Source organism: Bacillus sp. FSL M8-0071 (assembly GCF_037975455.1).
Lineage (GTDB): Bacteria > Bacillota > Bacilli > Bacillales > Bacillaceae > Bacillus > Bacillus subtilis.
On the sequence record NZ_CP150256.1, the window covers coordinates 2,020,036 to 2,041,689 of the forward strand.

Consider the following 21,654-nt stretch of genomic DNA (forward strand, 5'->3'; position numbering starts at 1 on the left):
GCTTTCCTATCTTTCAAGCTGACGCTTGCTGGAATTGGCACAATAATGTTGCCGAGGTTTCATAGGGCCAGTCCCTCCACCTCTCTGGATAGAAAATGTTGAGTATGTAATTTTCAGAATAAAGAATACGTTTATCATAAAGAAGTCTCAGATTGATGTCAATCTCTTTTTTCAGAATTGACGTTATGATCCGAAATGTTATAATTCTTACAAAATATCTAACTAGAGAGAGGAACTGGGCCATGAAATCTTTTGCCACACAACAAAACGGCATTTTCAAATCCGTTTGCTCGCTGGACTGCCCGGATCAGTGCGGATTGTTAATACATAAAAAAGACGGGAAAATCGTAAAAGTGCAAGGAGACCCTGATCATCCTGTCACAGCCGGAAACATATGCAACAAAGTCCGGAATATGACGGAGCGCATCTATGATGAAAAGCGGCTGACTACACCGCTCAAACGAACAGGTGCGAAAGGCCAAGCGATATTTGAACCGATTTCTTGGGAAGAGGCAATCGATACGATCACCTCCCGCTGGAAACAGCTGATTGATGAAGAGGGAGCTGAAAGCATACTTCCTTACAGCTTTTACGGAAATATGGGGAAATTGACAGCTGAAGGAATGGACCGCCGCTTTTTTTACCGCATGGGGTCAAGCCAGCTTGAACGGACGATTTGCAGCAAAGCGGGATCTGAAGGCTATAAATATACAATGGGCATAAGCGCGGGAATCGATCCTGAGGAAACCATTCATACAAAACTATTTATTTTTTGGGGAATCAACGCGGTCAGCACAAATATGCACCAAATTACGATCGCCCAAAAAGCGCGAAAACAAGGTGCCAAAATTGTCGTGATCGATGTGCATAAAAATCAAACAGGACGTCTCGCAGATTGGTTTATTCCGATAAAGCCGGGAACCGACAGTGCACTTGCTCTTGGCATCATGCACATTTTATTTAAAGAAAACCTTCATGATGAAGCATTTCTGTCTGAGTACACGGTTGGCTATGAAGAGCTCCGTGAACACGTGAAACAATATGATCCTAAAAAGGTATCGACGATCACCGGTGTCAGTACCGAAGATATTTACCGACTGGCAAAAATGTACGGGGAAACCTCCCCTTCTTTTATCAGAATCGGAAACGGACCCCAGCATCACGATAACGGCGGGATGATTGTCAGGACGATTGCCTGTCTTCCGGCGATCACCGGCCAATGGCTGCACACAGGGGGCGGCGCAATTAAGCATAACAGCGGAATTTTAGAATATAACACAAATGCCTTGCAGCGGCCCGACTTATTGAAAGGGCGCACCCCGAGGTCGTTTAATATGAATCAGCTTGGCAAGGTGCTTTTGGAAACAGACCCGCCGATTCGCTCTCTATTTATTTACGGAACGAACCCTGCCGTCGTCGCACCCGAAGCAAACAAAGTCAGACAGGGCTTGCTGCGGGAAGACTTGTTTACTGTGGTTCATGATTTGTTTTTAACGGAAACGGCTGCATATGCGGACATTGTACTGCCTGCAACATCCGCTTTTGAAAATACTGATTTTTACACCTCCTACTGGCACCATTACATTCAGCTTCAGCAGCCGGTGATTGAGAGATATGGGGAAAGCAAGTCTAACACTGAGGTGTTCCGATTACTGGCTGAAGCCATGGGATTCACAGACCAGGAGCTTAAAGATTCAGATGAAGTATTAATCCGCCAGGCGCTTGACCATCCAGATAATCCGCATTTGGCAGAGATTGATTACGATGCACTCACTAAGCATTCATTTATGAAAGCAAAACGCGAAAAGCCGCTGTTTTCGGGCGAACTTCCAACGCCAAGCGGAAAAATAGAATTATATTCAGAAAAAATGAAACAAGACGGCTTCCCGGCTTTACCGACATATACACCTCTTGTAACCGATAATGAACATCCGTTTATGTATGTTCCGGGGCCAAACCATAATTTCTTAAACTCAACATTTTCCAATAATGAAAAACACATCAAGCTTGAGAAGACGCCAAAGCTCTTTATCAACACAAAGGATGCTGAAGAACACGGAATCGTTGATAGGGCACCTGTACGAATTTGGAACAGCCGGGGAGAATGCGAGCTGACCGCTGCAGTTGGAGAACAAGTGCTGCCAGGTGTCGTTGTCAGCCAAGGATTATGGGCGGATGAACAAGGAAAAAAACAGCTTGTAAACGCGCTAACCCCAGATCGCTTGTCCGATATGGGCGGCGGCGCCACCTTTTTTTCAGGCCGTGTACAGATTGAAAAGGTTTGAAAAATAATGAAACCCGGAGTATGCCAAGCCCGTATAACATAACATCGACATAATGGAGGCATACACATGGACGTTTTTTTAGGAATTGGTATTGCTTTGGCTGGATATTTTATCGGTGAAGGCTTAAAGCAGAGGAACCAAACCAAAGGTAATGAACAAAATGATATCTTCCTAATAAAAGAACGGGATATTTACTTTTACATTGGACTTTTTTTAGGAATAACAACGACTGAAGCAAAACAGTTAGCTGGAGACATGGCAGACCTGCCTTACATCGAAATAAACGGAAAAAAATATGTCCAGAAACATATGTTAAAAGATTGGACATTCACATTAGTTGAAAAACATCAGGGTGAATAAAACAAATCTGAGGAGAGCGAGATTCATTGTCACGCTCTCCTCTGTTTAGCTGTATGGATTGACCGCCACCAAAACTTTGTTCTATAAGCGCTGATAAAACGATAAACCACCATCTATGTTCTTTCCTCAAACAACTCAAGATGCCCGTTCCACAACAATAGTTTTTATATTCCTTTGATGACGTGATGTTCTTGATGAACGTATGTATCGTAAAACACTTAGAAAACCTATTCGGTTTGAATGTGTGCTCTCATTATGCCCCCATACTGCGCCTTTATCCGCGGAGGATTTTTTTAAAAAAATATGAAACCTAAAGCTTTTAGATCCTGAATTTTTATTGAACCTCCATATTTCTCCGATTGGTAAAAATTAGCCTATACACCGGAAGCTGTACGTTTATAAAGGATCAGAGAATCCCATAACCAGTAAATCACTGCAGCCGCAATACTTAACATATAATAAAAGTACGATTGCAATGTCCATGCTATTGACGCAGGTTCATTGATAACAAAAAACAGGAAAGCTGCGATAAAAGCAACCACACTGTAAATCAATAGGTACATGACATTGAATGTTCTCGCTTTTTTCTGCAACTTCATTTGGAGCGGAACAGCAAAAAGGCCATACACCACAAAACCGTATAATAAAGCAATTGCTGCCGTAAACAATGCAATTATCATATCGCCATACATAACGAAAGAATAAAACCCTAATAACAAACCAAATGTAAGGCTGGATAGCCCTAATGTCATTAAATAATATGATGCGATTTTTTTCATTTTTTCACCCCCCTTGTTTGATTTATTCACAGTGCTGTTAGTATAAATTCACAACCTTTGTATTAACAATGCGATGATAAAAGGTTTCAAAAATACGACTTTTTATTAAATAATACGACTGGCATGAAAATGCCTCTCCTGATTAGCCAAAGCGCGAATGAAAAAAGTGAATGAATACCTGATCAACAGACAAAATAAGAAGAGTTGATATTCAACACTTTTCGTAAAGGAGTGAAACCAATGAGTAAAAAGGGAATTCAAAATTCAAGTATTGAACAAATGAGAAATGACCATGAGACTGAAACAGCTTTTAAAGCAGATGATCCTAAAAAACATGGTTCTGATCCTAAAAGAACGAAATAAGTTCTTACCCCCACTAAAATATCAATAATCTGGAGGAAGTAAAGTGACTCAAAAAAACGGTGCAGACAGACCTGATGATTATAAAAGATTTTCTTCATTAGACAAGGAATATGATTTTCAGCAATCTATACGCAGCAATACTGAGACAGAAAGTGTAAACACTGAAACACAAACTCATAACAAAGAAAACAAAAATGACACAACAGATGTTGCCGGGAAATACTTTGAGCCCTCAGATTATAAAGGAAGCACGCAATTAGAAAAAGGATTGGCTGAAACTCATGAACAGGTCAGCGATGACTATTTTGAAGGGACAATCGATCAAAATTTGGACTAGCCATACAAACGGAGCTAACTTAAAAGAAGTCAGTTAGCTCTATTTGTAGAAACAACCACAGTAAAGTAGCAAACCCCCACCGAATAAGATGGGGGTTGCACGTAAGTAGCCTGTTTAATAGTTAAAACGATTAATGACGGTTTGAAGCTCTTCTGCCAACTGAGATAGAGATTCTGCGGCATAGGAGATTTCCTCCATTGAATGTAGCTGTTCCTGTGATGAATTTGCAACCGCTTCTGTATTAGCAGACGTTTCTTTTGTTCCAGCGGCCAATGTATGAACTGTGTGCTGAATCACTTCAACGCCTGATGTAAGCTGTTGAGTTGCCGCTGCGACTTCTTGTATTTGAGAAGTGACCTGTTCCACGAGGTTCAGTATTTCATTGAAATTTCCTGTTGCCTCTTGAGAAAGAACAATACCTGAGCTCACATTTTCTTGAACAACCTTAATATTATTTACCGTTTCTATCGATTCATTTTGGATGGTCGCTACCACCGATTGGATGTGGTTTGCAGATTTATTTGTTTCATCCGCCAACTTCCGAACTTCTTCTGCCACCACAGCAAATCCTTTTCCTTGCTCTCCGGCTCTGGCCGCCTCGATCGCTGCATTTAGTGCCAACAAATTTGTCTGCTCTGAAATCGTCGTGATAAGCGAAGAGATATCGCTGATTTCTGCTGTGCTCGCTACCAATGTTTGCAATCCATTGCCGGCTGAATCTACAGATTTATCAATGAATTTCATCTGATCTAACATCTTATTGACGGACTTAGAGCCTATTTCAGCCTTGTCTCTCATCGAAGAAGAAAGATCCGCTATGTTCCCTGTATTTGAAGCGACTGATGATATACTGTCTAATAATTCAGTGATGGATTCTGCGCTCTTTTTTGTCATTGAGCTTTGCTTCACATTGCTGTCGGCAGCCATCTGCATGGCTCGGGAAATATGTTCAGATGTTGATTTCGATTCTTCCGCGCTTGCCGATAATTCTTCGGAGGAAGCGGCGACTTGTTCAGATGAGCTGCTGATCTGCTTCACAATTTGAGTTAATGAATGAGTAAAAGAATTAAACGATTGGGCAAGCTGGCCAAATTCATCTTTATTTTTCACAATGACTTTTTTGGTTAAATCAGCGTCGCCGTGTGCAATTTCCTCCAGCTGCTTATTTATGCTTCTTAGGGGCACCATTATAGACTTTAACAGCATTATGCTTAAAACAACGCCTAATATAACTGATATCCCGGTGACAATGATGATGAGCCATTGACTCATTTTCCCATTGCCTCGTATTTCATCTTTTAGATCCTCCACCTCTTGATCCAGGCGATCAGACAGCTTATTGACAGCCGGATCTACGCCTTCTTTTCTTAGTGTTCTTTCTTCTCCAAAATGGATGGTTTCTGCTTTTTTCGGATTTGAAGAGTAGGCTGTTACTACTTGCTGATTCAAAGCTCTATACTGAGTAAAACTTGTCTTAATGTCTTCGATATTTGATTGATATCTCTCTTCATCAATCAAGTCATTAACCCGGTCAAGACCCTTTAAGACATCGTCTGCTTTTTCCTTCATACCCTCGTCGTATTCTTTGTCTCCGGTAATCAAGAAGCCTCTTTCATCATTTGATAACCCGGTCAATTCATATTGGATGTGTTTTATCTCTTTTTGGAATTCCATTTTGTCTTTAAGTTCTTCATTCTTTTTCACAGTAGAAGAAATCATAAATACTGAGGAGCCTCCAATTCCAATAATTGAAACAACTAATATTGATATAATCCCCAGCAATTTTGTTTTCACTTTCATGTGTCGTTTTCCCTTTCCGCACAATGTAATGGCTGAAATAAAATATGTTCAAGCGCGTTTGAATCCAATTCGCTTACGCCCATGTCCATAATATCGACACGGGTTTCAAGTTTTATAGTGCTATTTTCATATGAATAAGCAAATTCTTTACGGCTCTAAATCTTCAGAAAGGCTTCAAGAAAAATTGGCTGTCTTTTGTCGTATAAGTCACTCTTATTCTCATTTTCTATTAGGCATACAAAAAAGGCTTTTCCCACCTCAAATTGGCTGAACCGGCTGTTTTCTCGAAAATATAATACAATACGCAGCATAATATGAAGGAGCGAAACTTAAATGGGGATCATCAATGGTAAAGAATTCATTGACCGATTGAATAAACTAGAAAACGAAATATGGTATGATGGCGAAAAAATAAAGGGTAACATTTCTGAGCATCCTGCATTTAAAGGAATAATCAAAACAAAAAGCTCACTTTATGAATTGCAAACAAAGGATGAGTTAATACATGAAATGACTTATTGCCTTCCTGGAGATCATAACCGAATCGGCCTTTCCTATCTCCAGCCTAAAACCAAAAATGATTTGAAAAAAAGAAGGACCATGATTGAACATTGGGCTAGACATACTCATGGAATGATGGGGAGAAGTCCGGATTACATGAATACGGTTATGATGAGCTTTGCTTCGTCAGCGGAGCTTCTAAAAGATAAAGAGAATTGCTTTCCTGAACATATACTAGATATGTATGAACAAGCTGCTAAGCATGACCTTTCCTTTACCCATACATTCATTACTCCGCAAGTGAACCGGTCACAGTCCTATTTTGGGCTAAGTGAAAAACCGATATCTGCTAAAGTCATTGATAGAACCGAAAAAGGTTTAATGATCCATGGCGCACGACTGCTTGCAACACAAGGCGGGTTGACCGATGAAATCTTGGTTTTTTCAGCGCCTAAATTTTTCTTTGAAACAGATGAAGCTTATGCTTTTTCAATCCCTTCTAATACAAAAGGCGTAAAATTCATCACAAGAGAATCATTTGTATTAAGCGACTCTTCCTTTAATCATCCCTTAAGCTCCAGGTATGAAGAAATGGATTCAATTGTGGTTTTTGATCATGTGTTAGTGCCGTGGAATCGTGTGTTTTTTTACGATAATGTGGAAGCAGCTAAAGATTTTATGACAAAAAGCTCTTTTCATGCCTTTACCTTTCACCAGGTTGTCATTAGGCAAATGATAAAAATTGAATTTCTATTAGGTGTTGCACAGCTTCTTGTCGACACCATTAATGTTTCCGAATACCAGCACATCCAAGAAAAACTCTCAGAAATCATTGTGGGATTGGAAACAATCAAAGCGCTCATTGACAAATCGGAAAATGATGCTCAGTTAGATGAATTCGGCTATATGCGCCCCTCTTTAATTCCTCTTCAAGTCATCAGTACGATCATTCCTAAGTTATATCCTCGATTTACTGAAGTCATACAATTAATTGGAGCTAGCGGAATGGTGACATTGCCTACCGAAAATGCATTTGACTCAGAGATACGGGAAGATCTTGACCAATATCTTCAAGCAACCAATACAAATGCTGAAGAACGTGTGAAAATTTTCCGTTTGGCATGGGATTTAACAATGAGTTCATTCGGAACTAGACAAACTCACTACGAAAGATATTTTTTCGGAGATCCTATTCGGATTTCAAGCAGGCTGTATACCAGTTATCCAAAGCAGGAGCAGTTGAACATGATTAAAACATTTTTACATGCAGATGCAGAACAATGAAAAAACAGCGGGAAAAGATCCGCTGTTTCGTATTTTTTATTCAGGAAACTGAACATGGCCCGGTACTGTATAGGCTTTGGACGTTCCGCTTTCAGGCAGCTTTGGAATGGTGTCTTTCACAACTTTTCCGCGGATGTCAGTCATTCTGACTTTGAGAGAGCCAGTACCTAAATTCGTACTCACAAAATGGTTATAGTCCATTTTCTCCATGTTGATCCACTTACCATCCTTTTCATATTCCATTTTCATAACAGGATACTTGTGATTTCTGACTTGGATTGCTGCCCACCACCTGCTGCTGCCTTCTTTGATCCGGTACGTGAAATTGCCGGTGATTGGGGCTTTGACAACACGCCATTTAATATTGATTTTTCCGTCTTTCATATTGCCGATTTTACGGAAGGCATTAGGTGACAGATCAAGAGCTCCCCGAGCGCCTTCGGGATAAAGATCAGTAACATATACGGTTGTTTTCCCTTTTGGCCCTTCAACTTCCAAATAAGAGCCGGCAAGTGCCGCTTTTACTCCTCCGTAATTGAGATCCGCCGGATTTATTGCAGTAATCTCCATATCGGAAGGAATGGGATCCAGCAGGAAAGCTCCTCCTGAATAACCTGACCCTGTATACGTTGCATAACCTTCATGCAGGTCGTCATATGCTGCCGAAGCTTGCGGGGAAAAACAGAAGATCGTCAACAAAACCATACCAACAAATGCACTCATGATCTTTTTCATATTTGGTCCTCCTCAAACCAGACTTCAAATGAGAATCATTATCATTATAAGACTCAATCCATCTGGTTTGAAAGAGGAAATAGATTCATAGATGATTTTAAGGCAAATTCACTATCATTCATATATCAAATGTAGGTAGTTATGAAAAAGCCAATACAAATGAACGAATGTGCACTTCAGCCGAATGTCTTATTTTCCCCTCTCAAAATTCGCATTTCAATAACGAAATGAAACAGGCTGTTGGCCTGATAACAGCTATACAGGAAAAGCTATTTTTCCCGGCTCAGTTTCAACTTAGCTGTCATCATGATGCCAAAGATCAGTACAATCGGAACCCAAATAATGAAGTGATAAAAATCAGGCTCAGCCAGAGCAACAATAATAGCCCCCACACAATATAAAATAATAGCCAGTGCTCTTAACACAGTATCTCTTAAGAAAGTCTTCTTTTGCTTCTTAAAAAACAAACGGCCGGATATATCCTCTAAAAGAGAAGCCAAAGTGCCGGTCAACACAGTTGAAGAAATACCTGCGATCCCCAGTTTTTTTGCTGCTGTAGTTTGAATCCCCATAGAAATGCTCATGAGTATAATCAGAATGTGCACAGGAACAAATGCCCGATAAAAAGAAAGACAAGCAAAGACAAACAAAATGAATGCTTCAAGTGCGAGGGCTTTTGTCACAGCAGAAGGCCAAAGGGTATTTTCCGCCTTTCCGACCATCAATGTAGCAATGATCACGCCGCATATAAATCCGATTAGCGCAGTCAAGGAATTAAAAACAGTGACCTGAATGGATTTGCCGATAGCTAACCCCAATAATACAATGTTTCCAGTCATATTAGCTGTGAACACATGTCCCAGGCTTAAATACCCGATTACATCCACGATTCCAGCTGTTAAACATAAAAGTGATAGCAAGGTGTTTCGATAAGCTGCTGCAGTCAACGGTGTATCAATCCTTTCTTCTATTTCAATTGTTAGTATGTCTTTTGGCGCAATCTCTATTTTTTAAGTAACCCAACATTAATTAGGAAGATAGAACCTATCATTCCTTTCCATTAACTGTAATAATAATCCCCGCAAGGAAATGATTAAAATTGAAAGGAAGCATATTGTGATGAAACGACTTTGTTTATGGTTCACCGTCTTTAGCTTGTTTTTGGTTCTCTTGCCTGGAAAAGCATTAGGTGCAGTCGATTTTCCGAATACCTCAACAAATGGCCTTTTAGGTTTTGCCGGAAATGCCAAAAATGAAAAAGGCATCTCTAAAACGGGCACAACGGGTGGAAAAAACGGGCAGATTGTTTACATTCAAAGCGTAAATGATTTAAAAACCCATCTAGGAGGATCCACTCCGAAAATTTTAGTGCTTCAAAATGATCTTTCCGCATCTGCGAAAACAACAGTTACCATTGGCTCAAATAAAACACTCGTGGGCTCTTACGTGAAAAAAACGCTGAAAAATATTTATTTAACAACTTCATCAGCTTCTGGAAATGTCATTTTTCAAAATTTAACGTTTGAACACAGTCCGCAGATTAACGGAAATAATGATATCCAGCTTTATTTAGATTCCGGTATGAACTATTGGATTGATCACGTCACATTCTCAGGTCATAGCTATAATACAAGCGGAAGCGATTTGGACAAACTCGTGTATATCGGAAAATCCGCAGATTATATCACGATCAGCAACTCAAAATTTGCGAATCATAAATACGGTTTGATTTTAGGATACCCGGATGATTCTCAGCATCAATATGACGGCTACCCCCACATGACAATCGCCAATAATTATTTTGAGAACTTGTATGTTAGAGGCCCAGGTCTGATGAGATACGGTTACTTTCATGTTAAAAACAATTACAGCAATAATTTTAACCAGGCGATTACAATTGCTACAAAAGCAAAAATATATTCCGAATATAATTACTTTGGGAAAGGCAGTGAAAAAGGCGGCATCCTTGACGACAAGGGCACTGGTTATTTCAAAGACATAGGCAGCTATCCATCACTCAACAAGCAAACCTCTCCGCTGACTTCTTGGAATCCCGGGTCAAACTATAGCTATCGTGTCCAAACGCCTGAATATACAAAAGAATTTGTCACGAAATATGCCGGATCACAAAGTACAACTCTGGTATTTGGCTACTGATATAAAAGAGGCCCTGCGTTAAAAACGCTGTGCCTCTTTTTATACTATAGGCTATTTTTAAGCGATCCTTGTAATTCCATCAAGATCCAGCGTCGGTCAAACTAAAAAGCATATGTTCTTTTCCACAATAACTTCTTAACTGGCTTTCTTATTATACCAGTTTATCGCAAGTGAAAAGAAATCATTGTTCTGGACCTGTATTAAATGAACGTTCGTCCCACAAACTATTCAAAAACCCCTAAAAAGGATGATGGATATGTGCGGCAGGTTTACTTTGTACTCTGCATTTGATGATATTATTGACCAGTTTGACATCGATCAATTTTTTCCTAAAGGTGAATACCAGCCAAGCTATAATGCCGCACCATCACAAAACATCCTTGCAATCATCAATGATGGATCAAATAATCGCTTAGGCAAGCTTAGATGGGGACTTATTCCACCTTGGGCAAAAGATGAAAAGATCGGTTATAAAATGATCAATGCTCGAGCCGAAACAATTACCGTGAAACCGGCCTTTCGAAGACCGCTTGTCAGCAAACGCTGCATCATACCAGCAGACAGTTTTTATGAATGGAAACGGCTTGATTCCAAAACCAAAATCCCAATGCGGATCAAATTGAAATCATCTGCTCTTTTTGCGTTTGCTGGCTTATATGAAAAGTGGAGCACACATCAAGGATACCCTCTTTATACCTGCACCATCATAACAACTGAGCCTAATGAGTTCATGAAAGATATACACGACCGAATGCCGGTTATATTGGCCCATGATCATGAAAAGGAGTGGCTTAACCCCCAAAATACAAGCCCTGATTATCTGCAAAGTTTGCTGCTGCCTTATGATGCTGATGACATGGAAGCATACCAGGTTTCATCATTAGTAAATTCACCTAAAAATAATTCAGCTGAGCTTCTTGATGCAGAAAATCATATGTAGTGATTGAAATTCTCTAGCAAGAACTTGTCAAATAGCTTTGTTCCTTAGGTGCCAATCCCTCTAGTAATTATGAATATTTAGTACATAGATCAATTAGTTATTTTCAATATCAGTTTGAAATAATTTTATTATGTAAACTAAAATAAGCAATGTTATCCCTTTCATATAAAATAGTTTACATTTCTTATAAAATCGCTTCACTTTTCTATTTTGTCAGCAAAAAAACTGAACCACATTAAACTTATGAAACCTGCCGCACCTGTGATTGCAAATATGATATAAGCCCATATAGGTAAATCCATACACTTTCCCTCCTAAGAATTAAATGAAATTTCTTTCATCTTACATGAAGGTCTTCTTTCTTTTGTTTATCCAGTGTAATACTTAATAATATGTTGATGAATGCAGCTGGAAAATATATAAATCCCACTCCCAGAATGCCTAGTATCGTACTTAAACTTACTATGTAATTCTTTGTCATCGTTTGACTGTCAATCAATATTAGAAGTGAAATCAATCCAGCTAAAACACCTATAAACCAAGCATCGCCAACAGCATAAGAATCATCCAGCATCCCTAACCATCGCCCCAATATAGAGCTCCCAATGGCAGTCAAACTGGATAAAAATATGAGTGCTTTCATTTCTTCTCCTCCTTTAAAGCCAATCAAACTGGTAGAAATCGGCCATTGAATTCCCATTATTGAATGGTTACCATTTCCACATTAACATCTTAAAGCTCATTACAATACGATTCAAGCAGAAAAACCCTACATAACGTATATATAGGGATTTAATAAAACACAGGCCAAAATTCAGCTCTATCTACTTTAAAAAGATATGAAGGTGTGTGATCTGTTACGTCTTTACGTACCGGGATATTTCACAACAGGCACTTTCTTCTTACGCAGAGAATCAAGCATGACTGATCCAGCATTCAAGTTGCTTTGCACTAATTCTTTAGGCGTCAATGCCATCCACTGATTGAGTGACACATCTGCATAGCGGTTACTTTTGAACATTTCTAAAAACCATAATGTTTCTGTACCAGTGTTTTGTATATAGTGTCCGGCATTAGAAGGCACGTATCCAACGTCGCCTGCTCTATAATCAAATGTGCGGGCAGTCCCATTTCCGATAAATACCGTCATTCGTCCCTGTCCTGTTAGATAATATTGCCACTCATCGCTATTGGGATGCCAATGAAGCTCTCTCATCGCGCCAGGCTCAATCTGAACAAGTGCAGCGGCTATCGTTTTTGAAATTGGGAAGTTAGATGAATCCACAATTCGTACGCTCCCCCCTGGCATCTGAATTGGGGGTTGATTTAGCAACTCATGTTTAAAGGTCTTGGGTACTTTTCCATATGGTGACTGAATGTCTTCACTGTCGACTGATCCCGGTACATTCCCTTGGTAGATATAGACTTGCTCAGACGGAAGAGAGTTGAAAGCACTCTCCGGGACACCAAAATTCGCAGAGAGAACATCTTTTGGTGTGTGCGCAAGCCAATCAGAAATGGATAACGTTGAAAACTCAGAAAAGTTTCCATCATCGAATACGAGCAGAAACTCGCAGTGTTCTAATCCCTGTATGGAATGTGGAATTCCTGCCGGGAAGTACCAAAGGTCACCGGGGCCAACATCAGCAATAAAATTTCGTCCGTCTTGGTCAACAGCGGTGATGCGTGCCCGTCCCAAAAGCATATAAGCCCACTCCGCTTGCTTATGCCAATGAAGCTCACGGACACCTCCCGCAGTTAAGCTCATGTTTACACCTGCAATCGCAGTCGAAATCGGAAGCTGTCTGACGGTGATTTCTCTTGACCAGCCGCCATGATCTAATTTCATGGGAGCGTCTGAGAATGAAAATCTCAAGTTAGGAATCATACCTTCATCTGTAACAGGCGGAACAAGTATATTCGGATTTTGAATATCCCGCATCATATTTCGCGGGCCTGCATCAATAGCTCCAGCTCCATCACTTCGAATAGGCTGCGGCACGTTTCTGTCTTCATGATTGATTGGTTGTTGTTCCAACAGCATGCACCTCGTTTTAGAAATGAACAAGATTTTATTTCAGCCTATGCAGAATCTTAGATTGCTGTGCCTAGGAATCCGCAAATAAAAAAGTGACCACCAATGTGATCACAAATACATCAAATAAGCTATTTTTTATACCATAGCTTCTTATGTAATTTGATTTCTTCTGTCTGTTTTTTCTGGCCTGTCCTCCACTCCACTTTTACTAATACATCATGTCCTATCACTTCATCTTCAGGCATATAATCAAAGGTGGCAATATGGTCCTCCATGCGTCCCCCACCTGGCATTTCATCACCTGTGTATTCTGACAAATCATAATTTTCCCTGTCATCATACATTTTACCATCTATGTATAAGGTGATTTTTTCTATGACAGTCCTCTTTTCGTCCTTCTTACTCCCCTGCCAATACAGATTTAGAAAATAATTGGGTCCAATTGAAGTTTTTCCTGATTTTTCAAGGTTAGACATCCACAGTCCGCTTTTCCCGCTGCCCTCATATTTCACTTCGTTTCCTGACACCATTACAAATAATGTGGTGATGCAGATGATCAAGAATCCAGCAATGATCAATAGCCATTTCTTAATATTGTTCTTTTTTCTCATGTTTTTCCCCACTTTCCTAACTTTTTAGTAGGAAAATATGATCAAAATGTTACCGAAAAGAAAATAAAAAAGGGCTAATGATCTAACTGATGACTGTCTAAACTTTTGACTTAAATTAAAGTGCTCTCTAAAGACAAGATTAAAACGTATAACAGCTCTTAAATGCATTTTTTGTTTCATTGAGTCAAGAACCTTAAAATGGATTTTTATTATTAAAAATCAAGCTAGTGTATTAAGTAACTTTTCAAATTTATTTACACTCATGATCTCGTGAGTCACAAATCTCCCATCAAAAAAAACGCTAAAAGTTGTCCAAATAGCTGGTGACTTTTGTGCCTCTTCTTTCGATGATAACTGAATTGACTGAAATTGAACCCCTTTCTTTTCAGTCAATTCCCGCAAATCATTTATCATGCCCACTGCAAACGGACACTGAGCTGTATAGTATATCGTAATCCCCTTTTCATTGATAGAATCACTTTTCACCTGGCTCTTAAATGCAGGAGAAGCTGCAAGGCCATTCCAAGTCAAAGCCATTAATTGAAAATAAGGGGCAGCTTCATCTTGTAGAGTAAACCCCATATGCTCAAAGAAATGCTTATCACTTAAATAGGGCAGTTTTTTCTTGCCTGCGATATGGATAATGCCATCCATGCCGCACGCTTTCGCATCTGCTATACATTTGTCCAACAATCGTTTCGCATGACCGTTATTTTTATATCTGCCAGACACCCACAGACAATTAATGTACATAAAATTAGGCGCATTGACAGGCACCCATGCCTCATTCGCAGGTAGATATTCAATAAAGACTTTTGCCCGTTCATGTAAGCGATAGAACACCAATCCTTCATCCATTCGAGCTTTGAGCCATCTCTTCTTTTCATTAACTGCATGCTCATATTGTTTCGCGCCTAATGCACAGCAAATATGATTGTCTTCAATATTGTCCTTTGTGATTTCAATGTAGCACATCTCCTCTTTTCCCCCTTTAACATAATTTCATGGAATTCAACTTTCGCTGGCACACTTTACATGCCTAATAGAATAAATACCCGTTCCAACTTAAATACTTTTTCTTTTCCATTTTGCCAATTAACTGTAAAACCCTTCTTTTATTCAGATATTATCTTGATTCCTATATCACCCATTTCAAATCCAAAGTGTGTTCATCTTTGAGGATTAGATGCACTGCTTATGCTATAAATACAGTACACGAAGTTTATATTTGAAGTAATATTTGTTACGGGACAGCAATAGTAAATAAGTGATAAAAGGGGAATTAAACTTGGTGGAAAAATGTTATTCTTGTTTAATTTGCGGATACAAAGGATTAATTCAAAATCCTTTGTATAAAGGCGAGTATCAAAAAACGTTTGACATTTGTCCATGTTGCGGTTTTGAATTTGGCTACAGTGAGGATCATGATGTGAGGTTAGGTTTTATTGTAACTCCTGATCATTTAATTGAGGCTGCATTTCAATTGTATCGTAAACAATGGATTGAGAGCGGGATGGTAATTGCTCATCCGGAAGATATTCCAGAAGAATTGAAAAATGGCAATTGCTTAAAATTTGAAGTTTTGTTGAAACAATTGAAAAAACTAAATCTTGACATAGAAAATTTTGAAATTAGCGGTTTTTAATGATGAAACAGGTTGCACTTGTTTAGGTTTCACTGTCATTATCAGTAAAATGTTAAGTTGAAATGCGCAGTCAGTCACAAAGTCTCTATTCGTATTCAATAAAGACTTTGTGATCATCAACAAACATTTCACTCCCATCGGATAATGTATCCAAAAGGCCTCTGGTTCTTCTCTATAGTCATAAATCACAGTCACTTTAACATTTGACTCAGCTATGATTGGTTTTCCAACAATTATTTTCATTTTTTCCTCAGGCAAAGTAAGAGATCGAATCACCAAAGCCATTCCATCTTTACTGTCTAATTAACGCCATCTTCAGTGAATTTAAAGGTCTGTTTTAAATTGCGTCCTTCTTGCCCCTTCTGTGTCCAAATTATAACAACCTCTAATTCAGAGGCCTTATCTGCCAGCATAAAATGATTGAACTTCAGCAGTGAGCCATCATTTAAACTTTCAGCTAACATTTTAGAATCTTCTTTTGGTTTGACACAATTTGCATCGGGACATCCAAAAAGCGAAAACCTTGTGATTGAATTAGGGTCATTTCTATACAATTGCACATCCACTGTAGCTGCTTTTTCCCCTATATTTTTGACTTCCAAGGAATATACTTGATATTCTCCTTTTTGAGGTCTCGCAAATTCCTTTGCATTTTTTGCTTCACTTACTTTTACTGACCACTGGTCTGTTTTTTGTGTAATAGGCAACACCGTAAAAGTCAGGGCATGCGCTTTTGATTGGCCAAACGTAAATCCAACTGCTGTAAAAACAATTACAGAAAATAATACCCTTTTCACTTCATTTATCCCTCCTTCCTTTCACTGGCCGCTCCTTAAAGAATTGATTTTGAGCAATCTACAAGCTCTCTTAACCAAAACCTTACCTGAGGTTTTGTCTTTACTGCTCTGCATTTATTTCTTTCGGTATCCGAGATGGAGCTTTGGGGATTTTTCTCAATTTACTGTTAATCACATCAGAAGAGTATAGCGTAATAATCATACTTCCCCCATACCTTTTTGCCCGAATTAAGATTGGTTGGTTATATTGGTTTTGAAAGCGAAAGTCAGGACCTCCCCAGCTTACCGTCGCATCCCGTCCGGGCGGTACATATGGTACACTTCTAGTATGAGAATAGCGCTGAACGATCTGCAGTCCTGCACGATCGACTGCATTAAATAGAGTTGAGGACACCTGACAAATTCCTCCTCCTACACCTTCAGACAGCTCCCCTTTTACAATAATGGGTGCACTTTTATATCCTTTGTTCCGAGTTCTCATTCCCACAACTTGGTTAAACGAAAACGTCTCATTAGGGAAAACAACGTGATTGTCGATTGCTTTTGCAGAAAGAGAAATATTGTGTGAACGGCTTTTATTGCTTGAGTTAAAATACGTCACGTACTGACCAAGCTGCTGCGTACTGATGTGAGCTAACAGCTCGCTGTCAACTTTCGGATAAATGTTCATTTCCGGCACTTCTATCTTGGAGGGACCTTGCCCATAAAAATACGCATAAAACTTTTCCATAAACGCCTGTTGATACAGTTTGTAGCCAACCCTGCCCGGGACGATGCTTCCATGATCGTTAAGGACAGCATTTATCGGCTCACGGTACACTTTCTGATCAAGCTGTTTGATGAATTTACTGTATTTTTCATAGTCAACCATTGGAGTGCCGGGAAGAGGCATTGTAAAGTCTTCACGGTTAACAGTGGCAATCGTCCGTCCTTGCTGTGTGACCGTTAAACTGTCCTGCGGCTCACTCGGCTGAGCCAATAAAAAAAGACCAGTGATCAAAATTTGTATCATAAGTCGTTTTACCTCCCGATCATTAGTATGAACAGCCGCTTATCCTTTGATGTATTTCTTCCCATCGTTTGTTTGAATCTTTGACGTTGATAAAAACCTTCATAAAAGAGCTTAGCTTTATGTTCACACCGATCCCTGAGCTCACTGAGGGACACGGTTCATTCAGTCGGCAAGTTTGAAGTAGTTCAGCATCTCCCAATGATGAGGGATGCTTTTTTGTCTTGTCAAAAATGAAAAGGGTCTCCTATAACAATAACAAATCAATACATTTCAATATTTTTTTATTGAGAAACGATAAATTTTTTGTTACATTCAATTAGACAACAAATAAATGAGGTGCTTGTTATGAATCGAATGTCGACAATTTTTTTAAAGATAGCTTTGGTTCTTATTGGAATTCCAATTCTTGCTTTATGCATTTTTTTAGTGCCTAAGATTGCCAACTATTCAGCAGAATTATTTCCAAATATCGCTTATATAAAATATCTCGTTTTCATCTATTTGTATGTAACGGCGATACCTTTTTACTTTGCTCTTTATCAAGCGTTCAAACTTTTAAGCTATATTGACAAAAACAAAGCTTTCTCGGGTTTGTCTGTAAGAGCTTTGAAGAATATAAAATATTGCGCAGTCACTATCAGTATCTTTTACGCAGCAGGCATGCCTGTCTTTTATCTGATGGCCGAGATAGACGACGCCCCGGGTATCATTGTGATCGGATTGGTTATTATTTTTGCTTCAATGGTGATTGCGGTCTTTGCTGCTGTTCTTCAAAAACTGTTAAAAGAAGCGATAGATATAAAATCAGAAAATGACTTAACGGTCTGAGGTGATGACATGGCGATTATTATCAACATTGATGTGATGCTTGCTAAGAGGAAAATGAGCGTAACAGAGCTTTCAGAGAGAGTTGGCATCACCATGGCTAATCTTTCGATATTGAAAAACGGAAAAGCAAAGGCTATTCGATTATCAACTTTAGAAGCGATTTGCAAGGCTTTAGAATGTCAGCCCGGGGATATATTGGAATACCGAAGTGATGAAGACACAGGATTCGCAAAGAAAAAATATGAAGGATCAACAGAAAAATAAAGTGATTGGCGGTGAGCTTATGGACATAAACTTATATCCATCTAGCTGCTATACTAAGCGTCCCTTTCATACACGAAGAACACAACTATGGAGGAGGCATACATCATGAGAGCCATAAAACAAATCGTCCATTTTGGCTGGGAACAAGCCCTTTCATGTTTGTTTCCTGCCGTTATTTTTGCCTCTTTGGCTATTACGCAAATCATCCCACTGCCCTTCTTGCCGCGGTATGACTGGCTGCTCATTATCTGCGTTCTCATGCAATTGTGGATGGTGCGTTCCGGTCTTGAGACACGGGATGAATTAAAAGTGATCACATTATTCCACCTTATTGGGCTTGCTCTGGAACTTTTTAAAGTCCATATGGGCTCCTGGTCTTATCCAGAAGAAGGATACTCCAAAATATTTGGAGTACCTTTGTATAGCGGCTTTATGTACGCAAGTGTAGCCAGTTATTTGTGCCAGGCATGGAGAAGGCTTAATGTTGAACTGGTTAAGTGGCCGCCTTTTTTTGCAGTTGTTCCGCTTGCCGCAGCGATTTATTTGAATTTTTTCACCCACCATTTTTCTATAGACATTCGATGGTGGCTATCTGGGCTTGTCATCATTGTCTTTTGGCAAACATGGGTTACATACGAGGTGAATGGAGCTCGTTACCGTATGCCGCTCGCACTTTCTTTTGTACTCATCGGATTTTTTATATGGATAGCGGAAAATATCGCTACGTTTTTTGGAGCTTGGAAATATCCAAACCAAATCGATACATGGAGTCTTGTACACCTTGGAAAGGTAAGTTCATGGCTCTTGCTAGTGATTGTTAGCTTTCTTATAGTAACATCATTAAAACAAGTTAAGGAGCAGAGTCCCACAAAGGCAGAGATGGAGGAATCTTTTTCTTAGCATACAAGGTCCCAAATAGAGTGAAAAGCAACGTTCAAATGGTTGCTTTTTTCTTTTATGTAACTCTGCCGGTGAGTATTCATCTTCTTCAATTTCATCGCAACACGATAACTGATTCAGATTACAACTGCTTTCAACACTTTGACAAACTCATGCGCCGCCGGCGTTATCTCTTCAAATGAATGTACGATGACGCCAATATCGCGTGTGACCCTAGGAAAGATGTCCTTTTTAATCAATTGATGCGGGACGGATGAAAGTGTAAAGTTTGAAATGATGCCGATACCCAAGTTATTTTTGACCATATTAATCAAGGTTTCGGCATTTTGCACAGTTAAGTTTTCCTTTAATTCGATGTTGTATTGCGAAAATGCGTTTGACATCGCGATTTCATGACCGCCTTTACAAAAAATGAGGTCATCTTGATATGTTTCAAGGTCGACATGCTTTTCAAGTTTTAACTCGTCACGCTGCGGCGGGATGACAGCCACCATATAGTCGTTACACAATAGCTGATTTTCAAACGGTTCAAATGGAGATGCTGCGATCCCGATATCAACCGTCCGATCCTCAACCCATCCTTTTATTTGGTCAGAGGTTCCTTCGATCAATTCTATGCGGATCAGCGGGTAGTTTGATCTGAATGCAGCAATCGCCTGTGGCATGATATTTGTTGAAACTGCAGGAAATGAACCGATTTTCACCTTCCCGTTTAACAGCTTGTTTTCCCGGTTGGCTACTTGATATATTTTGCTTTCAATTCCCTTCATTTGCCTCGCAAGCAGCAATATTTCTTTTCCGATGTCAGTCAGCATTAAACCATGATGTTTATCCCTGATCAATAATTTGAGCTGCAGCGAGCTCTCCAGGTTTTTTATCGCTTTGCTTACCGCCGGCTGAGAGATGAACAATTCTTTTGCCGCTTCTGTAATATTCAATTTCTCCCCGACTTTTACAAATATGTGAAGATGGTTCATATTCATAACCATTTGGTTATACCCCCAATAATAAAAATGTATTTCAGTTATACATAAATGTAACATATGATAGAAACCAGCACGATATTTAAACAAGAAAGGCGGCTTCATTATGGTAAAAGTTATGCTGGGAATCATATCTGTCACACTTATTTGGGGTTATACTTGGGTTGCGATGAAAGTAGGAATTCATGACATCCCCCCGCTTTTATTTTCGGGTTTGCGCCTGTTCATCGGAGCGGTTCCTTTATTTCTCATTCTCTTCATCCAAAGAAAAAAGTTTTCAATTAAAAAAGAACATCTTAAAAGCTATATCATCATGAGCCTGTTGATGGGGCTGGGCTATATGGGGATCTTGACGTATGGAATGCAGTTTGTCGATTCAGGGAAAACCTCTGTTTTGGTATATACAATGCCTATATTTGTTACGGTGATCAGCCATTTTACATTAAACGAGAACATGAATGTGTATAAAACGCTGGGACTGGTCTGCGGCCTCTTCGGACTGTTATTTATATTTGGAAAGGAAATGCTCAATATCGATCAAAGCGCTTTATTTGGGGAGCTGTGCGTCCTTGCAGCAGCGCTTAGCTGGGGAATCGCGAATGTGTTCAGCAAGCTACAATTCAAGCATATCGATATTATTCACATGAATGCCTGGCACCTTATGATGGGAGCCGTCATGTTATTGGTGTTTTCCTTTATATTTGAGCCGGTCCCTTCAGCCGAGTGGACATATCAAGCGGTGTGGTCATTGCTGTTTAATGGCTTGCTTTCCACCGGCTTTACCTTTGTCGTATGGTTTTGGGTGCTCAATCAAATCCAAGCGTCAAAAGCATCCATGGCATTAATGTTTGTTCCCGTATTGGCCCTATTCTTTGGATGGCTGCAATTGCACGAACAGATCACCATCAATATTATCCTCGGCGCACTGCTGATATGTTGCGGGATTTTTATGAATACATTTACATTATCACGACGGAAAGTGTGAATGATATACATTTCCCCTGTCATTTGGGCTTCATGTGACAGGAGACGACT

At 39.5% G+C, this 21,654-nt stretch carries 25 protein-coding genes, 1 pseudogene and 1 riboswitch; of the genes and pseudogenes, 12 read left to right on the forward strand and 14 right to left on the reverse strand.

Annotated features, from left to right (window positions below; translation table 11 throughout):
* Nucleotides 1–3 precede the first annotated feature (3 nt).
* Nucleotides 4–95, reverse strand: a riboswitch (SAM riboswitch).
* A gap of 147 nt (nt 96–242) precedes the next feature.
* Nucleotides 243–2,285: a molybdopterin oxidoreductase family protein gene (locus tag MKX71_RS10010; RefSeq protein WP_339232019.1), complete on the forward strand. Its 2,043-nt coding sequence runs from the start codon at nt 243–245 to the stop codon at nt 2,283–2,285.
* A gap of 66 nt (nt 2,286–2,351) precedes the next feature.
* On the forward strand, nt 2,352–2,645 hold the full coding sequence (locus MKX71_RS10015; RefSeq protein ID WP_003231432.1) for a hypothetical protein: 294 nt from the start codon (nt 2,352–2,354) through the stop codon (nt 2,643–2,645).
* A 374-nt stretch (nt 2,646–3,019) separates the two neighbouring features.
* Here MKX71_RS10015 and MKX71_RS10020 read toward each other — a convergent pair whose 3' ends face one another.
* Nucleotides 3,020–3,424, reverse strand: a complete 405-nt coding sequence (locus MKX71_RS10020; protein ID WP_004399396.1) for a UPF0715 family protein — start codon at nt 3,422–3,424, stop codon at nt 3,020–3,022.
* Between the two features lie 108 nt (nt 3,425–3,532).
* Nucleotides 3,533–3,596, reverse strand: a pseudogene (locus tag MKX71_RS10025) (hypothetical protein); the annotation flags it as partial.
* Between the two features lie 68 nt (nt 3,597–3,664).
* Here MKX71_RS10025 and MKX71_RS10030 point away from each other — a divergent pair.
* Both MKX71_RS10030 and MKX71_RS10035 read left to right on the forward strand, forming a co-directional pair.
* A complete protein-coding gene (locus tag MKX71_RS10030; protein WP_014477000.1) occupies nt 3,665–3,787 on the forward strand; it encodes a hypothetical protein in 123 nt (40 codons plus the stop codon).
* Between the two features lie 43 nt (nt 3,788–3,830).
* Nucleotides 3,831–4,124, forward strand: coding sequence for a YozQ family protein (locus MKX71_RS10035; RefSeq protein WP_003231427.1), 294 nt, complete (start codon nt 3,831–3,833; stop codon nt 4,122–4,124).
* A gap of 114 nt (nt 4,125–4,238) precedes the next feature.
* Here MKX71_RS10035 and MKX71_RS10040 read toward each other — a convergent pair whose 3' ends face one another.
* On the reverse strand, nt 4,239–5,924 hold the full coding sequence (locus MKX71_RS10040) for a methyl-accepting chemotaxis protein (protein ID WP_339232020.1): 1,686 nt from the start codon (nt 5,922–5,924) through the stop codon (nt 4,239–4,241).
* Between the two features lie 333 nt (nt 5,925–6,257).
* Between MKX71_RS10040 and hpaB the strand changes: the two genes are divergently transcribed.
* On the forward strand, nt 6,258–7,709 hold the full coding sequence (gene hpaB, locus MKX71_RS10045; protein WP_070549124.1) for a 4-hydroxyphenylacetate 3-monooxygenase, oxygenase component: 1,452 nt from the start codon (nt 6,258–6,260) through the stop codon (nt 7,707–7,709).
* Between the two features lie 36 nt (nt 7,710–7,745).
* On the opposite strand, the gene exlX is transcribed toward hpaB, so the two are convergent.
* Entirely contained in the window at nt 7,746–8,444 is a 699-nt protein-coding gene (gene exlX / locus MKX71_RS10050) for an expansin ExlX (RefSeq protein ID WP_003231419.1), read from the reverse strand.
* A gap of 269 nt (nt 8,445–8,713) precedes the next feature.
* Nucleotides 8,714–9,391: a YoaK family protein gene (locus tag MKX71_RS10055; protein WP_038429085.1), complete on the reverse strand. Its 678-nt coding sequence runs from the start codon at nt 9,389–9,391 to the stop codon at nt 8,714–8,716.
* A 172-nt stretch (nt 9,392–9,563) separates the two neighbouring features.
* On the opposite strand from MKX71_RS10055, the gene MKX71_RS10060 reads away from it, so the two are divergent.
* Both MKX71_RS10060 and MKX71_RS10065 read left to right on the forward strand, forming a co-directional pair.
* Complete coding sequence (locus tag MKX71_RS10060) at nt 9,564–10,601, forward strand: polysaccharide lyase family 1 protein (protein WP_339232021.1); 1,038 nt, start codon at nt 9,564–9,566, stop codon at nt 10,599–10,601.
* A gap of 256 nt (nt 10,602–10,857) precedes the next feature.
* Nucleotides 10,858–11,541 (forward strand): SOS response-associated peptidase, encoded by a 684-nt coding sequence (locus MKX71_RS10065; RefSeq protein ID WP_339232023.1) that lies wholly within the window; start codon nt 10,858–10,860, stop codon nt 11,539–11,541.
* Nucleotides 11,542–11,878: 337 nt separating this feature from the next.
* Here MKX71_RS10065 and MKX71_RS10070 read toward each other — a convergent pair whose 3' ends face one another.
* The 5 genes from MKX71_RS10070 to MKX71_RS10090 all read right to left on the reverse strand — a co-directional run bounded on the left by MKX71_RS10070 (nt 11,879) and on the right by MKX71_RS10090 (nt 15,165).
* Nucleotides 11,879–12,184 (reverse strand): membrane protein, encoded by a 306-nt coding sequence (locus tag MKX71_RS10070; protein ID WP_004399414.1) that lies wholly within the window; start codon nt 12,182–12,184, stop codon nt 11,879–11,881.
* Between the two features lie 222 nt (nt 12,185–12,406).
* Entirely contained in the window at nt 12,407–13,585 is a 1,179-nt protein-coding gene (gene oxdD, locus MKX71_RS10075) for an oxalate decarboxylase (protein ID WP_080529392.1), read from the reverse strand.
* A gap of 122 nt (nt 13,586–13,707) precedes the next feature.
* Nucleotides 13,708–14,190 (reverse strand): DUF4944 domain-containing protein, encoded by a 483-nt coding sequence (locus tag MKX71_RS10080; RefSeq protein WP_029318076.1) that lies wholly within the window; start codon nt 14,188–14,190, stop codon nt 13,708–13,710.
* 24 nt (nt 14,191–14,214) lie between these two features.
* The gene (locus MKX71_RS10085; RefSeq protein WP_128484048.1) at nt 14,215–14,370 is read right to left on the reverse strand and encodes a hypothetical protein; all 156 of its coding nucleotides are present in this window, start codon (nt 14,368–14,370) and stop codon (nt 14,215–14,217) included.
* A 39-nt stretch (nt 14,371–14,409) separates the two neighbouring features.
* Nucleotides 14,410–15,165 (reverse strand): N-acetyltransferase, encoded by a 756-nt coding sequence (locus MKX71_RS10090; RefSeq protein ID WP_029318075.1) that lies wholly within the window; start codon nt 15,163–15,165, stop codon nt 14,410–14,412.
* A 313-nt stretch (nt 15,166–15,478) separates the two neighbouring features.
* On the opposite strand from MKX71_RS10090, the gene MKX71_RS10095 reads away from it, so the two are divergent.
* Nucleotides 15,479–15,835, forward strand: a complete 357-nt coding sequence (locus MKX71_RS10095; protein ID WP_080265378.1) for a hypothetical protein — start codon at nt 15,479–15,481, stop codon at nt 15,833–15,835.
* Here the strand turns inward: MKX71_RS10095 and MKX71_RS10100 are convergent.
* The 3 genes from MKX71_RS10100 to MKX71_RS10110 form a co-directional block, all read right to left on the reverse strand.
* A complete protein-coding gene (locus MKX71_RS10100) occupies nt 15,794–16,030 on the reverse strand; it encodes a hypothetical protein (RefSeq protein ID WP_080265383.1) in 237 nt (78 codons plus the stop codon). The two genes, MKX71_RS10095 and MKX71_RS10100, sit on opposite strands and share 42 nt — an antisense overlap.
* Nucleotides 16,031–16,134: 104 nt before the next feature.
* Complete coding sequence (locus MKX71_RS10105) at nt 16,135–16,632, reverse strand: hypothetical protein (protein ID WP_101172414.1); 498 nt, start codon at nt 16,630–16,632, stop codon at nt 16,135–16,137.
* 100 nt (nt 16,633–16,732) lie between these two features.
* A complete protein-coding gene (locus tag MKX71_RS10110; protein WP_015714063.1) occupies nt 16,733–17,644 on the reverse strand; it encodes a VanW family protein in 912 nt (303 codons plus the stop codon).
* Nucleotides 17,645–17,989: 345 nt separating this feature from the next.
* Here MKX71_RS10110 and MKX71_RS10115 point away from each other — a divergent pair, with 345 nt between their 5' ends.
* The 3 genes from MKX71_RS10115 (at nt 17,990) to MKX71_RS10125 (ending at nt 19,636) form a co-directional block, all read left to right on the forward strand.
* Entirely contained in the window at nt 17,990–18,472 is a 483-nt protein-coding gene (locus MKX71_RS10115; RefSeq protein ID WP_015251949.1) for a DUF2975 domain-containing protein, read from the forward strand.
* A gap of 9 nt (nt 18,473–18,481) precedes the next feature.
* Complete coding sequence (locus MKX71_RS10120) at nt 18,482–18,736, forward strand: helix-turn-helix transcriptional regulator (protein ID WP_033883967.1); 255 nt, start codon at nt 18,482–18,484, stop codon at nt 18,734–18,736.
* A gap of 105 nt (nt 18,737–18,841) precedes the next feature.
* Nucleotides 18,842–19,636 carry a DUF817 domain-containing protein gene (locus MKX71_RS10125; protein ID WP_339232024.1) on the forward strand — a complete coding sequence of 265 codons (795 nt, stop codon included), beginning with the start codon at nt 18,842–18,844 and terminating at the stop codon, nt 19,634–19,636.
* Between the two features lie 116 nt (nt 19,637–19,752).
* Here MKX71_RS10125 and MKX71_RS10130 read toward each other — a convergent pair whose 3' ends face one another.
* Nucleotides 19,753–20,625, reverse strand: coding sequence for a LysR family transcriptional regulator (locus MKX71_RS10130; RefSeq protein WP_021481419.1), 873 nt, complete (start codon nt 20,623–20,625; stop codon nt 19,753–19,755).
* A 100-nt stretch (nt 20,626–20,725) separates the two neighbouring features.
* Between MKX71_RS10130 and MKX71_RS10135 the strand changes: the two genes are divergently transcribed.
* Nucleotides 20,726–21,604, forward strand: a complete 879-nt coding sequence (locus MKX71_RS10135) for a DMT family transporter (RefSeq protein ID WP_339232025.1) — start codon at nt 20,726–20,728, stop codon at nt 21,602–21,604.
* Nucleotides 21,605–21,654: the final 50 nt, after the last annotated feature.

Coding starts and splice junctions, on each gene's coding strand:
- MKX71_RS10010 (WP_339232019.1), top strand. CDS start 243: ATGAAATCTTTTGCCACACAACAAAACGGCATTTTCAAATCCGTTTGC.
- MKX71_RS10015 (WP_003231432.1), top strand. CDS start 2,352: ATGGACGTTTTTTTAGGAATTGGTATTGCTTTGGCTGGATATTTTATC.
- MKX71_RS10020 (WP_004399396.1), bottom strand. CDS start 3,424: ATGAAAAAAATCGCATCATATTATTTAATGACATTAGGGCTATCCAGC.
- MKX71_RS10030 (WP_014477000.1), top strand. CDS start 3,665: ATGAGTAAAAAGGGAATTCAAAATTCAAGTATTGAACAAATGAGAAAT.
- MKX71_RS10040 (WP_339232020.1), bottom strand. CDS start 5,924: ATGAAAGTGAAAACAAAATTGCTGGGGATTATATCAATATTAGTTGTT.
- hpaB (WP_070549124.1), top strand. CDS start 6,258: ATGGGGATCATCAATGGTAAAGAATTCATTGACCGATTGAATAAACTA.
- exlX (WP_003231419.1), bottom strand. CDS start 8,444: ATGAAAAAGATCATGAGTGCATTTGTTGGTATGGTTTTGTTGACGATC.
- MKX71_RS10060 (WP_339232021.1), top strand. CDS start 9,564: ATGAAACGACTTTGTTTATGGTTCACCGTCTTTAGCTTGTTTTTGGTT.
- MKX71_RS10065 (WP_339232023.1), top strand. CDS start 10,858: ATGTGCGGCAGGTTTACTTTGTACTCTGCATTTGATGATATTATTGAC.
- MKX71_RS10070 (WP_004399414.1), bottom strand. CDS start 12,184: ATGAAAGCACTCATATTTTTATCCAGTTTGACTGCCATTGGGAGCTCT.
- oxdD (WP_080529392.1), bottom strand. CDS start 13,585: ATGCTGTTGGAACAACAACCAATCAATCATGAAGACAGAAACGTGCCG.
- MKX71_RS10080 (WP_029318076.1), bottom strand. CDS start 14,190: ATGAGAAAAAAGAACAATATTAAGAAATGGCTATTGATCATTGCTGGA.
- MKX71_RS10085 (WP_128484048.1), bottom strand. CDS start 14,370: ATGAAACAAAAAATGCATTTAAGAGCTGTTATACGTTTTAATCTTGTC.
- MKX71_RS10090 (WP_029318075.1), bottom strand. CDS start 15,165: ATGTGCTACATTGAAATCACAAAGGACAATATTGAAGACAATCATATT.
- MKX71_RS10110 (WP_015714063.1), bottom strand. CDS start 17,644: ATGATACAAATTTTGATCACTGGTCTTTTTTTATTGGCTCAGCCGAGT.
- MKX71_RS10115 (WP_015251949.1), top strand. CDS start 17,990: ATGAATCGAATGTCGACAATTTTTTTAAAGATAGCTTTGGTTCTTATT.
- MKX71_RS10120 (WP_033883967.1), top strand. CDS start 18,482: ATGGCGATTATTATCAACATTGATGTGATGCTTGCTAAGAGGAAAATG.
- MKX71_RS10125 (WP_339232024.1), top strand. CDS start 18,842: ATGAGAGCCATAAAACAAATCGTCCATTTTGGCTGGGAACAAGCCCTT.
- MKX71_RS10130 (WP_021481419.1), bottom strand. CDS start 20,625: ATGGTTATGAATATGAACCATCTTCACATATTTGTAAAAGTCGGGGAG.
- MKX71_RS10135 (WP_339232025.1), top strand. CDS start 20,726: ATGGTAAAAGTTATGCTGGGAATCATATCTGTCACACTTATTTGGGGT.